Genomic DNA, 13,219 nt, shown 5'->3' with positions numbered 1-13,219 from the left:
GAGCGAGGAGACAACCATGGCGATCTACATCAAGTACGACGGCATCGACGGCGAGGCCACGCACGAGACCCACAAGAAGTGGCTGGACGTCGGTTCGCTGCAGTGGGGCGTCGGCCGCGCCATCAGCACCCCGTCGGGCTCGACCGCCAACCGCGAAGCGTCGGAGCCGTCGGTGTCGGAAGTGACCATCACCAAGCTGATGGACAGCTCTTCGCCGAAGTTCTTCGTCGAATCCTGCACCGGCGCCATCGGCAAGAAGGTGCAGATCCACCTCGTCACCACCGGCAGCCCGGGCAACACCTATGCCGAGTACACCCTGACCAACGCCCTGGTCTCGGCCTACTCGATGTCGTCGGGCGGTGACCGTCCGTCGGAGTCGATCTCCATCAGCTTCACCAAGATGGAGTACAAGTTCATTCCGTACGACGACAAGAACAAGGCCGGCACGCCGATCTCGGTCTCCTACGACCTGTCGACGACCAAGAGCGCCTAAGTTCGGCTGCGCTTGCCCCCACCCTAACCCTCCCCCGCTGGGCGGGGGAGGGGATATCTCCCTCCCCTGCGATCGGACCGGCCTTTGGCCGGCCGAGGGCGGGGGAGGGTAGGGGTGGGGGCAAGACCTTCCTCGACCATTGCTTCCCAACACATAGGACCAAGCCCGCATGTCGGATGCGCCCACCATCTCGCAGACCGGCCGGCTTCTGTCGCTGACCTCGCCGCTCGGCGCGGACGTGCTGATCCCGGTTGCCGTCGAGGGAGAGGAAGGGCTGTCGCGCCTGTTCCGCTACACCATTTCGATGATCTCGCCGCGGATGACCATCGCGCCGGCCGACATCCTGGGAAAGTCGCTGACGCTATCCGTCGCGCGCCAGGGCGGCAGTCCCCGCGTCATCAACGGCATCGTGAAGAGTTTTTCCGCCGGGCCGCTGGCTCTGCGCGGCTACCGCCGCTACACGGCGGAGATCGTGCCGTCCCTGTGGCTCGCGACCCTGCGCTCCGACTGCCAGGTGTTCCAGGACAAGAGCGTCGTGCAGATCGTCGACGCCATGCTGTCCGATTGCGGCGTGACCGAGGTGAAGAAGCAGGGACTGTCCGGCACCCACAATGCCCGCCCGGTCTGCGTGCAGTACCGCGAGACCCATTACGACTTCATCGCCCGCCTGCTGCAGGACGAGGGCATCTATTTCTATTTCCAGCACGAGGCCGGCAAGCACACGCTGGTGCTGAGCGACAGCGCGTCGGGCTACACCGACTGCCTGGACAAGGACGTCAACCACGCCGCCGCGTCGCAGGGTAACACGCTCGCCATCGACGGCTGGTCGCACTCCCAGTCCTACGTATCCGGCAAATGGACGCTGAAGGACTATAATTTCGAGACGCCCAGCACCGACCTGTCCGCCAGCACCACGACGGTGCTCGGCGTTTCCGCCTTCAAGTCGCACGAGATGTTCGATTATCCCGGCGGCCACATGGTCAAGGCGGACGGCACCACCCTGTCCCGCCTGCGCATGGAGGAGACGGAGACCGGCTATGAGCGGGTGGAGGGCACGGCGACCTACCGCGGCCTGTCCGCCGGCGGCAAGATCTCCATGGCCGGCCATGCGGTGTCGGCGGAGGTCGGCAAGGGCTATGTCGTCACCGATCTGGCGCTGAGCGCGCAGGACGAAAGCCATCTCGGCAATGGCGGCATCCCACCGCAATTCTCCTGCCGCTTCGCCGCGATCCCCGAGGCCACCGTGTTCCGCCCGCCACCGGTGCCGCGCCCGCGCACCCACGGTCCCGACACCGCCACCGTCGTCGGTCCCAGCGGCGAGGAAATCTACTGCGACAAGTATGGTCGCGTCCGGGTGCAGTTCCATTGGGACCGCAAGGGCGCCAAGGATGAGAAGAGCTTCGTCTGGCTGCGCGTCGCCCAGACCATGGCCGGCAAGAACTGGGGCACCATCTTCACCCCGCGCGTGGGCATGGAGGTGCTGGTCGACTACATCGGCGGCGACCCCGACCGGCCGCTGATCGTCGGCTGCGTCTACAACGCCGAGAACATGCCGCCCTACGCGCTGCCCGACAACAAGACGCAGAGCGGCATCAAGACCCGCTCCAGCAAGGGCGGCGACGCGGCGACCTTCAACGAGCTGCGTTTCGAGGACAAGAAGGACGCGGAAGAGATCTATTTCCACGCCCAGAAGGACTTCACCCGGATGGTGGAGAACGACGACAAGCTGACCGTCGATCACGACCAGACCATCACCATCAAGAACGACCGTACCGAAACGGTGTCGGAAGGCAACGAGGCGGTCACCATCGCCAAGGGCAACCGCACCGTCACCGTGTCTAAGGGCAACGACACCCACGAGGTGACCGAGGGCAACCAGAGCCTGACTGTCGGGAAGGGCAATCGGACCGTCACCGTCAGCAAGGGCAACGACACCCACACGGTCGGCGAGGGCAACCGGACGGTCGAAGTCGGGCAGGGCAACGACAGCCTGACCGTCAAGCAGGGCGACATGACGGTCGACGTCAAGCAGGGCGATTACGCCCTGAAGCTCGGCCTGGGCGACGTTTCGGTAAAGGCGTCCGCCGGGCAGATCACCATGCAGGCCGCGACCGGCATCGAGCTGAAGGTCGGCGGCAACAGCATCAAGATCGACCAGATGGGCGTCACCATCAAGGGCAGCATGGTCAAGGTCACCGGCGACATGCAGGTGCAGATCAAGGGCGCGATGACGCAGGTGAACGGCGACGCGATGGTTAAGATCCAGGGCGGCGTGGTAACCATCAATTGACGAACGCCGTCCACACTGGGACGGATTTTCAAGCGGGGTTGGGACGGTGGACATCGGGCTTTTGCCGAAGTTGCGCTTTGCCCGCGCGGCCGAAGCGGTCGCGGGGCTGGACCTGTCGCCGGAAGCGAAGGCGCTGTACGCGCCGAACGCTCCGACGGCGGCGTTCCTGAAGGCGCTGATCGACGCCGAATTGCATGCGGATGCCATCCGGCTGCTGGGCATGGCCCTGCCGCGGCGCGAGGCCGTGTGGTGGGGCTGCCTGTCCGCCCGCGGCGCGCTTTCGGCCGAACCGGCACCGGCGGACGTCGCGGCGCTGGAGGCGGCGGAGGCCTGGGTCTACCGCCCGACGGAGGAGAACCGCCGCGCCTGCTTCGCGCCGGCCGAGGCGATGAATTTCGAGACCGCCTGCGCCTATGCCGCCATGGCCGCCTTCTGGTCGGGCGGCAGCCTCGCCCCGCCCGACGCGGCGGTGGTGGTGCCGCCGGGCGACGGGCTGACCGGAACGGCCGCCGCCGCCGCGGTGCTGATCGCCGCGGCGGCGGTGCCGAAGGAGATCACGGCCCGCCATCGCGCGTCGCTGGTCCAGGCGTTGGACATCGCCAACGGCGGCAGCGGCAAGGTGGGGGCGGCGTGATCCGATGAAGCTGCGCCTGACCCTGATCCAATGCCCGCCCGCGCAGGGCGGCGACATCGCCCGCGATCTCGGCACCGGACGGCTGGTGATCGGCCGCGGTCCCGACTGCGACTGGGTGCTGAACGATCCGGAGCGGATGCTGTCCAAAATCCACTGCATGGTGGAGTTCAAGGGCGGCGTTTACATCGTCATCGACAGTTCCACCAACGGCGTCTTCCTGAACGACGCGCCGACCCCGATCGGCCGTGGCAACTCCGCCGTGGTGGGCGAGGGCGACCGGCTGCGGATGGGCGGCTTCGTCATGCGCGCCGGCTTCGCCGCAGAGGAGGCGCCGTCCGCCAACGACCCCTTCCTGGCCGTGCTGCGCGGCTCCGACGAACCGGCGCAGTCGCCGGCGGCCTCGCCCGGGGACGATCCTTTCGCCCTGCCGGCCTTCGGCCGTGGACCGGTGTCGGTGATGCCGATCCCGGAGGACGACGACCTGTTCGGCGACCTTCAACAGCCGGACGAACGCTGGAGCGGGAAGCAGGGCGGCGGCTGGCAGCAGACCGCGGCGGGGAACGCGTCCGGCGGCGATCCCGATTGGCCGGGCTCCACACAGACTGACTTCTCGCCGGACAGCCTCGGCACCATCCGGGTGTCGACCGAGCAGGCGGGGTTCGGCAACGCCAGCTCCAATGCCGGCTTCGATGCAGGCTTTGACAAGGGCAATGGCGGTACGTCGATCCCAGACGATTGGCTGGATGATCCTGTCGAGCTGACGCCCTCCGCCCAGCCGTCCAGCCCGCCCCCCGCCCAGCCCTTCGCGGCGCAGCCGGCCACCCCGCCCGCCATCCCGCCCGACGATTGGGCCGACGAGCCGCTGGTCCCGCCGGCCTTCGGTGCGCGTCCGTCGCCCTTCGCCACTGCTGCCGCCGACCCGGCCTCCGATGCCCTCAATCGCGCGCTGGTCGATGTCGTGCTGTCGCTGGTGCGGCGGCAGGCGGCGCTGGAGGCTCTGCTCGGCCTCGACCCGGACGAGACGATGGCGCAGGGGGAGTCGATCCTGCGCCGCGCCGTGGATGCCGACGACGCGCTCGCCCGCCTGCGCGCCCTGCCACCCGCCGAGGCGGAGGCATTGCTGCAGGCGGCGGTGTCCGACGGTGCGGCCCACCAGTCGGCCCTGCTGGCCGCAGTGCGCGAGCTGACCGGGGAGACCGCCGACGGCGGCACCCGGCTGGCGGCGCTGTACCGCCGGCTCCTGCCGATCCACCGCCACGCGCTGGGCGGCTGACGGGAGGACGGGGAACCATGGCAACGACCATCAGCCTGCAAGAGGGAAAGCGCCCATGAGTTGGGACGACAAGGTCATCTGGTCCGAAGGCATGTTCCTGCGGGCGCAGCATTTCCAGCAGCAGGATCGCTATGTCGAGCGGCTGGTGCGCGGCCGCGTCGCCGGCATCCGTCCCTTCGCCTGGGGCATCAGCGAACTCACCATCAACCGCGAGCTTCTGGCCGTCGGCAAGTTCGCCGTCCTGCGCTGCAAGGGCATCCTGGAGGACGGGACGCCGATCAACATCCCCGACGACGACGATCCGCCGCCGCCGCTGGACCTGCCGGAAACGCTGGCGAACAGCGTCGTCTACCTCGCCCTGCCGGTCCGCCAGCGCGGCGGCGTGGAGTTCGAGGTGGGCGAGAGCGCCGACGCCGCCACCCGCTATGTCGGCGAGGAGACGGAGACGGTCGACGCCATCGCCGGGTCGGCCAGCGTGTCGCGCATCCGCACCGGGCGTCTGCGCCTGCGCTACCGTCTGGAGCGGCAGGAGCGCGCCGGCTACCACTGCCTGGGCCTCGCCCGCATCCAGGAAGTGCGGTCGGACCGCCACGCCTCGCTGGACGAGCGCTACATCCCGCCGGCCCTGAACGTCCAGGCGCTGGCCCCGCTGGCCGGCTTCGTCACCGAGATCCAGGGCCTGCTGAACAGCCGGTCGGAGGCGCTGGCCGCCCGCGTCGGCGGTTCCAACGGGCGCGGCGCCGGCGAGATGGCCGACTTCCTGATGCTGCAGGTCGCCAACCGGTCCGAACCGCTGTTCGCCAACATCGCCCGCATGCCCGACATCCATCCGGAACGGCTGCACGGAATGATGCTGGGGCTGGCCGGCGAACTGGCGACCTTCACCGCCGTCAACAAGCGTCCGCCCAGCTTCCCGCCCTACCGGCACGAGGATCTGCAGGGAACGCTCGAACCGGTGATGGCGGAGATACGCCGCTCGCTGAGCGCGGTGCTGGAACAGACCGCCATTCCGATCGACCTGCAGGAACGCAAATACGGCATCCGCGTCGGCACTATCGCCGACCGTTCGTTGATCACCACCGCGACCTTCGTGCTGGCGGTGCGGGCGGATATGCCGGGCGAGGCGTTGCGCCGCAACTTCCCTGCACTGGTCAAGATCGGCCCGGTGGAGCAAATCCGCGAACTGGTCAATGTACAGTTGCCCGGAATCCGAGTAAGGCCGCTGCCCGTCGCTCCACGCCAGCTGCCCTACCATGCCGGTGCCGTGTATTTCGAACTCGAACGCGGTAGCCCTATTTGGAAACAGCTTGCAACATCAGGCGGAATCGCGGTTCATCTAGCGGGTGATTTCCCCCAGGTGGCGATGGAGCTTTGGGCGATCCGTGGCTGATGCATCACCTTTTCCTGTTGTAGGGACACCATGAGGCTGGGCGGGGTGCTGGCCCTGCGCACCGGCGCCGTGATCGCGGCGACGGTCGCGACCGCCGTGCTGTTGTCGGTCGCGCTGTCCGGACTGAAGTTCGAACAGAAGCTGCGCGAGGTCACCGGCTCCCGCCTTGCGGTGGTGGCGGACGAGATGCGGCGCCGGGTCGAATACGGCCTGACGCTGGGCCTCGACCTGTCCGAGCTGGTCGATCTGCAGGCCCAGGCCGAGCGCGCCGCTTCCGGCGAGGAAATCCTCGGCGTCGAGGTGGTCGATGACCGCGGCATCGTTCTGTTCGCCGCCGACCGCAACGCCGTAGGGCAGCCTACGCCGGTTCGCTGGAATGATGACGCTTCGGCCGGAACCCTGCGCCGGCAGATCGAGGGCGATGTCCTGATCCTCGGCTCGGACGTGCGCAACAGCTTCGGGCAGACGGTGGGGCAGGTGATCCTGCGCTCCTCCCTGACCGGGCTGAAGGCGCGGGTCGCGGCGGTCGAGGAGGGATTGCGCGGCAACATCCTGGCGCTGGTGGGTGTCGCCGCACTGGTGACTCTGGCCGCCGTCTTCGCCGTTGTGCGGCAACGCGGCGGACGCAGCGGATTGGCGGACGGCACCGCGCCGCTGGGCATGGTGCGCGATCGCCTGAACCACGGCATCGCCGACGCCGATCACGCCATGGAAGATCTGGAACGCGAATTGGATGCCATGGCGCCGAATGCCCCCGGACCACTCCCAGTGAAGGGCGCGGTGACATGAGCGATCCGGCCCGCAACGTTTACGCCAAATCCGCCGCCAAGCCGGCCAAGCGGCGCGACCCGATCAGCGCGCTGGTGCTGCGGCTGACCATCGTCACGGTGGCGGTCCTGCTGCTGGCGGCCGGCGCGGCTTCCTGGCTGTCGCTGCGCAGTTTCGACCCGCTGTTCCAGCCGGAACTGGCGCGCAAGGCGCAGACGGTCGGCGACCTGATGGGCGCGCAGATCGACCGCGGGCTTGGCGTCCGCATTCCGCTGGACCGCATGGCCGGCCTCGATGCCCTGCTGACGGCGGAGGTCGAGCGCCACGACGACATCGCCTACATCGCGGTGACCGGCCCTGACGGGCGCATCGTCGCCGCGGCGGGCGGACCGCTGGCCGGCATCACGGCGCTGTCGCCGGACCGGCTGACCGGCCCCGCCGACGGCCGGCTGGCCCGCGGCTTCGTCGACGTCCAGCGCCCGCTGGGCGACACCGCCAGTCCGGCCGGCGCACTGCATGTCGGCGTCGACAGCGCCTTTCTTGCAAAGGCTTCCACTGATCTGGCGCTGGACGTGCTGTCGGTGGTCATCGTTTCCGTCCTGCTGATCTTCGAAGTGCTGCAGCTGGTGGTGAATCTCGCCATGCGGCGGGTGCTGACCCTGCGGCTGCTGGCCGACCGGGCGGAGGAGGGGGATTTCCGCGCCACCCTGCCCGAGATCCCGGGGCCGCTGGCGGCGACGGAAGACCGTGCGCTGGAAGGCGGCGTGTGCGCCGCGCTCGACAGCGTGAACGCCCGCTATGTCGGCCTCGCCGCGCGGGTTGCGGAGCTTCGCCGCCGGCTGGGCGGCGACGATCCGCGGGTCGGCCGGGCGGAAGCCGGGCTGTCGGCGCTCGTCCGCCGCTTCCGCTTCCGCGATCCCGACTCCGCGCGTCCGCCGCCGACGCCGCTGAACCTCGTCTTCCTGCGGCTGCCGGTCTTCCTGTTCTGCCTGTCGGAAGAGCTGTCGCGCCCCTTCCTGCCGGCCTACGCCAAGTCCTTCGCGGGCGAGGTGCCGTGGCTGACACCGGACATGGTGGTCAGCCTGCCGATCACGCTGTTCATGCTGATCTGGGCGCTGTCCCAGCCGGGCGGCGCCCGCTTCTCCGAACGCTGGGGCCGCTCGCGCGCCTTCACCATCGGCGCTCTGCTGGGTTCCGTCAGCCTCGCGCTGACCGCCTTCGCCGGGTCGCTGGCGGAGCTGATGCTGTGGCGCTGCCTGACGGCGCTCGGCTATGGGCTGGTGCTGATCACCGCGCAGGGCATCGTCATCGACCACACCAGTCCGCGCAACCGCGCCGCCGGCATGGCGATGTTCATCGGCGCGCTGCTGGCAGCCGGTGTCTGCGGTCCGGTCAGCGGCGGCATCATCGCCGACCAGATCGGCTTCCGCGCCACCTTCCTGCTGGGCGCGCTTCTGGCGCTGGGCTCCGGCCTGTCGGTCAGCCTGCTTCTGCTGCGCGGCCGTGGTGCGGCGCAGTCCCCCTGCGGCGCCGGCGCCGCTGCCGGTGCGGCATCCCGGCCGGCGATGGGCAGCGCCTTGCCGCTGTTCCGCGACTTCCGCTTCTCCGCCCTGATGGTGCTGAGCGCCATCCCGACGAAGATCGCGTCCACCGCCTTCCTCTTCTGCCTCGTGCCGCTGCTGCTGACCGCCGACGGCGCGTCGAAGGCGGAGATCGGGCGGGTGCAGATGATGTATTTCGTCGCCTTCATCCTGGTGTCGCCGCTGGCCGCCAGCCTGTCCGACCGCTGGCAGGCGCGGCGCGGCTTCATCGCCGCCGGCGGGATCGGCACGCTGGCGAGCTGCCTGCCCATCATCGCCACCCAGGCGCTGTGGGGGCCGCCGCTGGCCATCGCCCTGTTCGGCCTGTCGCAGGCGCTGGTCGGTGCCCCGCAGCTGACGCTGGTCTCGCAGATCGCCCGCGACGGCGGCCTTCCGGAGACCGCGGCCATCGGCTGGTACCGGCTGATCGAACGTCTGGGCGGTGCGCTCGGCCCCGTCACCGCGATGGCGGTGGCGGTCGCCACCTCCTACCGCGAGGCGATGCTGGGCATCGGCCTGCTGTGCGGGGTGAGCGCGCTTCTGTTCTGGATCCTTTTCCGCACCGGGCGCCCGGCATCCCCCGCCGCCCGGCCACAGGAGGCTTGACCGCGATGAGAATCGACGAAAGCGATCTCCTCCGCATCCGCCGCCGCTCGCTGCTGCGCCTTGCCGCCGCCGGCGGGCTGGCCCTGCCCGGACTGCCGTTTGCCGGTAACTCGCTGATCGGGTCGGCGTTGGCCGCGACGGTGCCCGACAAGACCTTCCGCATCACCATGGTGCTGGGTCGCGGCGAGAGCGACAACGAGTTCGGCTTCAAGGATTATCTGGCCCGGCGCGGCCTGAAGGTGGACTACACCATCCGCAACACCGGTGGCGACACCGCCAAGCTGCCGGGCATCATCCAGGAGATCAAGGACACCCGTCCCGACCTCGTCTACAGCTGGGGCACGCCGCAGACCCGCGCGCTGGTCGGCCCCCATGACGCGGCGGATCCGCGCAAGCACGTCACCGACATCCCCGTGGTCTTCACCTTCGTCGCCGCCCCGGTGGACGCGAAGATCGTGCCCGACCTCGCCCGGTCGGGGCGCAACGTCACCGGCACCATCCACATCGCGCCGATCGCGGTGCAGCTGAACACCATCCAGGCCTACCGCCCGATCAAGCGGCTGGGCGTGGTCTACAACCCGCAGGAACGCAACTCTGTCCTCACGGTGGAAGGGCTGCGGGCCGAGACGGCGCTGCGCGGGCTGGAACTGATCGAGGAGCCGGTCCCCCTGAACGACCGCGGCGAGCCGATCTCCGCCGCGGTGCCCGACGCGCTGGCCCGGGTGGCAAGGCGAGGCGGCGAGGTCCTCTATATCGGCCCCGACACCTTCATCGCCTTCCACAACCGCACCGTCGTGGCGGCGGAGGCGTTGCGCCTGGGCCTGCCGACCTTCTCGGTGACCGAGCTGATCGTGCGCACCGACAAGGCCATGCTGGCGCTGGCGAGCAGCGCCTACGGCATCGGCCGCTTCACCGCCTTCAAGGCGGCGCAGATCCTGGTGGACGGCGTCAATCCTGCCGAAATTCCCGTGGAAACGCTGAAGCGCTTTTCCGTCATCATCAACATGGCCACCGTCCGGGCGCTGGAGTACTACCCGCCCATCGGCCTCCTGAATTTCGCGGAAATCATCGAATCATGAGCGCCCGCATCCCCATGACCCTGCCGTTCGGCGGAACCCCCCTGTGTGGTGAGGCCGCTCGCGCGGTGGCCGCCGTCCGACTGCGGGCGCTGGCCGCCGATCTGCCGGACGGGCTGACCGCCCGCATGATGGACCTGGACGATTCCAACCTGCTGGCCGACTTCCGGGTCCGCGTGGTGGCGACGCTGGAGGATCCCGACCATTACCGCATGGCCGGCGAGGTCGGGAACTTCGTCGCCGACCATCTGGGCGAGAAAGGGCTGACCGCCGGCATCTTCCGGCACGAGGGGCGCGGGAACGAGAAATCCGGCGGCCGCCTGGTCGCCTATGGCGCGCTGGGCCTGCCGTCCGGCGACGATCCCAACCGGGGCCGCGACCTCGACCTGCCGGAGGCGGAACTGCCCTGGGTGGCGCACATGTCGTCGGCGATGGTCGATCCGTCCGAGCGCGGGCGTGGCCTGCATCACCGGCTGATCGACTGGCGGATCGAGGTGGCGGAGGCGCTGGGCCGCCGGCACCTGATCACCACCGTCAGCACCCGCAACCACCGCAGCTGGGGCCATCTCGCCGGCCACGGCATCTATCCGAAGCGGCTGGTCCGCGTCGGCGGCGATCTGGTCCGGCTGCTGGTCCACCGCGACTTCACCGCCGATCCGATCTTCGACACCGCCAGCGCCGAGCTGGTGGCGGTGGAGGAGCTGGCCGGGCGCTGGGACGTGTTCGAGCGCGGCCATGTCTGGGGCCGCGTCGCTGCGGGCGACGGTGCCGCGCGGCGCTGGTACGCGCTGTGCGGCCGGGAAAAGGCTCCTCTGGAGCATGACGGGACGGGGCCGGGCGGGCGCTGAGGCGCGCGGCCGGCTGAAGGGGGATGGCCGGGATGGGATCGGGGAGTTTTGGGGCGCGGCTGGCGGCGTTCGTGGCGGTGGCGGTGTTCGTCTCCGCCCTCTCCGCCGTCGTGCTGTGGACGCGCGAACAGGCGCGCCGCCTGGACGAGGCGGTGACCTCCCAGGTCGGCTTCGTGCTGAGCGAGGCCAAGGCGTCGCTCGAGACCCAGCTGAACCTCGGCCTCGCGCTGGGCGACCTGCCGCAGGTTGACGGGCTGCTGGCACGTGCCCGCGTCGCCCTTCCCGGCATCCAGTCGGTCACCGTTCTTGACGAGACCGGCACCGTTCTGTTTTCGACCAACGCGGTCGAGGTGGGCGAGCTTCTGCCCATCCGGACCTCTGCCGATCAGAATGGCGGTGTCAGCGGCTTCTGGTCGGAGGAACGCGGGGACGAACGGGTCTACGGCGTCGGGCTCGCCACCAGTTTCGACACGGTGGCCGGCAGCCTGCTGGTCCGCATGCCGGCCGGCGCGATGGCCGAGCCGATGCGCCATTACGCCCTGACCCTTTCCATCGGCGCCGTGCTGATCGTGCTTCCGCTGGCCCTGCTGGGCTGGCTGGCCGGCCTGCGGCTTGCCGCCGGACCGCGCCGCTCGCTGGCCGATCTCGCGACCACCCTCGAAGGGCTGGGGGAGGGTGGGCGTTCGCGCGCCGAACTGCCGGCGCAATCGCCGCAACAGACACTGGGGCTGCCGGCCGCCGCCTTCACCGACGCGGTGCGCCGGCGCCTGACCATCCTGGACGAGGCGGAGCGCGAAGTCGCACGCCTGGACGAACTCGCATGACGACCCGCAGCGCCTCTCCCAGCCTTTACCGCGGCCATCGCCTGTTCATGGTCGGCATTCCGGCCGTCATCCTGCTGGCGGCCGCCCTGGCGATGGCCGGCGTCGGGCTGCTCGGCACCTGGCTGGCGCAGGACCAGTTGGGGGAGGCGCGCGCCGCCAAGGCCGCCGCGGTGGCGGAGGCGGTTCAGCACGACCTGGAACGCGCCATCGCCTACGGCATTCCCCTGCCGCGGATCGAAGGGGTGGGGGCTTATCTCCAGGGTGTTGCCGGACGCAACCCCGACCTGGGCTTCCTGGCGCTGACCGGCGGCGACGGGGTGCTACTGCAAGGCGCGGTCAATGCCGGCGGCGGCATCGACGCTGCCGGGTTGCAGGCGCTGACCGCCGGCCTGCACGGCCTGGCGACGCCGGAGACCCGTGCCGCGACCCTCCAGCCGATCGACCGCGACGGTCTGCTGATCCTGAGGGTGCCTGTGCGGATCGGCCGCCTGTCGTCGGAAGGTGGCGGCGGCGGAGTGGGCCAGCCGCCGGCCGGACATGTGCTGGTCGGCGTCCAGCCGCAGCAGGTGCGCGGCCAGATCGCCGAGGAATTGGCGACCGTGGCGCTGGGGGGGCTGGCGGTTCTGCTGCTGCTGGCCGAACTGGCCGGTGTACTGGTCCGCGCCAGCTTCCGCGCGCCGCTGCGCAGCCTCGCCGTGGCGATGGCGGAGGCGGTGGACGGGCGCTTCGCCACCCTGCTGGGCCGGCGTCCGCGCGATCAGGTCGGCCGGCTGCTGTTCGCCTTCAACGCCGTCGTCTTCGGTCTGCACGACCGCCGCCAGCGCTTTGCCGCCCATGCCGACGAGGTGCGCGCCGCCGTCTTCGATCCGGAGGTGGCCTCCGCCGTCGAAAATACCCGACTGTCGGCGCTGACCGCTCTCGGCTCAGGACTGGAGGCGGCACCGCGGCGCGAGATCGATTCCCGATCCGACGATGTCCTTGCCTTCGCCCTGCTGTCGGCCGCCGCGGCGTCCATGCTGGTTCTCGCCGGCAGCCTTTCCTTGGCCGGTCCGGCAATGGCCGCTGCATTGGTCGGTGCCATCGCCGGCTATGTCGTTCCGCCCGGCTGGCGCCGTGTCGCGGCGGTGCTGAGCGCACTGGCGCTGTTGTCGGCGGCGGCCGTGCTGCTGCTCGGCGGTACCGCGTTGCCGGCCGGATTGGCCGGTGGGTTGGCCGGCGGTTTCGCCGCCGGGCTGGCGCTGTCCTATGTGCGCCGTCAGGCGGCGGGCGGCGGGCAGTTCTCGCTGCTGCGGGCGCTGGCCTCCGGGATCGTCGCGGCCCTGCTGTGGGCGGCGGCGGTCGGCTGGGACGGCGGTATGCTCGCGGCAACGTCGCTTTTGCCGGCCGCCTTGGCTGCGCTGCTGGCCCGTCCCATCGTCGTTCCGCGGAGCTGAGAGG

General features: G+C 70.0%; 11 protein-coding genes. All 11 read left to right on the top strand.

The window, feature by feature from the left end; genetic code table 11:
- Positions 1-16 precede the first annotated feature (16 nt).
- The 11 genes from J2Y49_RS08890 to J2Y49_RS08840 all read left to right on the top strand — a co-directional run bounded on the left by J2Y49_RS08890 (position 17) and on the right by J2Y49_RS08840 (position 13,215).
- The gene (locus tag J2Y49_RS08890) at positions 17-493 is read left to right on the top strand and encodes a type VI secretion system tube protein Hcp (protein WP_149223339.1); all 477 of its coding nucleotides are present in this window, start codon (positions 17-19) and stop codon (positions 491-493) included.
- 169 nt (positions 494-662) lie between these two features.
- Entirely contained in the window at positions 663-2,783 is a 2,121-nt protein-coding gene (locus J2Y49_RS08885) for a type VI secretion system tip protein TssI/VgrG (RefSeq protein WP_310114165.1), read from the top strand.
- A 46-nt stretch (positions 2,784-2,829) separates the two neighbouring features.
- Positions 2,830-3,417 carry a DUF6931 family protein gene (locus J2Y49_RS08880; protein WP_310114164.1) on the top strand — a complete coding sequence of 196 codons (588 nt, stop codon included), beginning with the start codon at positions 2,830-2,832 and terminating at the stop codon, positions 3,415-3,417.
- Positions 3,418-3,421: 4 nt separating this feature from the next.
- On the top strand, positions 3,422-4,690 hold the full coding sequence (locus tag J2Y49_RS08875) for an FHA domain-containing protein (protein WP_310114163.1): 1,269 nt from the start codon (positions 3,422-3,424) through the stop codon (positions 4,688-4,690).
- 55 nt (positions 4,691-4,745) lie between these two features.
- Entirely contained in the window at positions 4,746-6,080 is a 1,335-nt protein-coding gene (gene tssK / locus J2Y49_RS08870) for a type VI secretion system baseplate subunit TssK (RefSeq protein ID WP_310114162.1), read from the top strand.
- 30 nt (positions 6,081-6,110) lie between these two features.
- Positions 6,111-6,869 (top strand): hypothetical protein, encoded by a 759-nt coding sequence (locus J2Y49_RS08865; RefSeq protein WP_310114160.1) that lies wholly within the window; start codon positions 6,111-6,113, stop codon positions 6,867-6,869.
- Positions 6,866-9,034 (top strand): MFS transporter, encoded by a 2,169-nt coding sequence (locus tag J2Y49_RS08860; RefSeq protein WP_310114158.1) that lies wholly within the window; start codon positions 6,866-6,868, stop codon positions 9,032-9,034. The genes J2Y49_RS08865 and J2Y49_RS08860 overlap by 4 nt, the downstream gene beginning before the upstream one ends.
- A 5-nt stretch (positions 9,035-9,039) precedes the next feature.
- Positions 9,040-10,113, top strand: coding sequence for an ABC transporter substrate-binding protein (locus tag J2Y49_RS08855; protein ID WP_310114156.1), 1,074 nt, complete (start codon positions 9,040-9,042; stop codon positions 10,111-10,113).
- Positions 10,110-10,958: a GNAT family N-acetyltransferase gene (locus tag J2Y49_RS08850; protein ID WP_310114155.1), complete on the top strand. Its 849-nt coding sequence runs from the start codon at positions 10,110-10,112 to the stop codon at positions 10,956-10,958. The genes J2Y49_RS08855 and J2Y49_RS08850 overlap by 4 nt, the downstream gene beginning before the upstream one ends.
- 23 nt (positions 10,959-10,981) lie before the next feature.
- A complete protein-coding gene (locus tag J2Y49_RS08845; protein WP_310114154.1) occupies positions 10,982-11,782 on the top strand; it encodes a hypothetical protein in 801 nt (266 codons plus the stop codon).
- Positions 11,779-13,215 carry a hypothetical protein gene (locus tag J2Y49_RS08840; RefSeq protein WP_310114152.1) on the top strand — a complete coding sequence of 479 codons (1,437 nt, stop codon included), beginning with the start codon at positions 11,779-11,781 and terminating at the stop codon, positions 13,213-13,215. Before J2Y49_RS08845 ends, J2Y49_RS08840 begins: the two co-directional genes overlap by 4 nt.
- The last annotated feature ends 4 nt before the right edge of the window (positions 13,216-13,219 follow it).

The sequence above is a fragment of the Azospirillum sp. BE72 genome (assembly GCF_031455875.1).
GTDB lineage: Bacteria > Pseudomonadota > Alphaproteobacteria > Azospirillales > Azospirillaceae > Azospirillum.
The sequence above is the reverse complement of the archived record's forward strand: the minus strand, read 5'-3'. Positions and strand labels throughout refer to the sequence as shown.

Excerpts from the sequence above, each read along its gene's own strand:
- J2Y49_RS08890 (WP_149223339.1), top strand. The coding sequence starts at position 17 with ATGGCGATCTACATCAAGTACGACGGCATCGACGGCGAGGCCACGCAC.
- J2Y49_RS08885 (WP_310114165.1), top strand. The coding sequence starts at position 663 with ATGTCGGATGCGCCCACCATCTCGCAGACCGGCCGGCTTCTGTCGCTG.
- J2Y49_RS08875 (WP_310114163.1), top strand. The coding sequence starts at position 3,422 with ATGAAGCTGCGCCTGACCCTGATCCAATGCCCGCCCGCGCAGGGCGGC.
- tssK (WP_310114162.1), top strand. The coding sequence starts at position 4,746 with ATGAGTTGGGACGACAAGGTCATCTGGTCCGAAGGCATGTTCCTGCGG.
- J2Y49_RS08865 (WP_310114160.1), top strand. The coding sequence starts at position 6,111 with ATGAGGCTGGGCGGGGTGCTGGCCCTGCGCACCGGCGCCGTGATCGCG.
- J2Y49_RS08860 (WP_310114158.1), top strand. The coding sequence starts at position 6,866 with ATGAGCGATCCGGCCCGCAACGTTTACGCCAAATCCGCCGCCAAGCCG.
- J2Y49_RS08855 (WP_310114156.1), top strand. The coding sequence starts at position 9,040 with ATGAGAATCGACGAAAGCGATCTCCTCCGCATCCGCCGCCGCTCGCTG.
- J2Y49_RS08850 (WP_310114155.1), top strand. The coding sequence starts at position 10,110 with ATGAGCGCCCGCATCCCCATGACCCTGCCGTTCGGCGGAACCCCCCTG.
- J2Y49_RS08845 (WP_310114154.1), top strand. The coding sequence starts at position 10,982 with ATGGCCGGGATGGGATCGGGGAGTTTTGGGGCGCGGCTGGCGGCGTTC.
- J2Y49_RS08840 (WP_310114152.1), top strand. The coding sequence starts at position 11,779 with ATGACGACCCGCAGCGCCTCTCCCAGCCTTTACCGCGGCCATCGCCTG.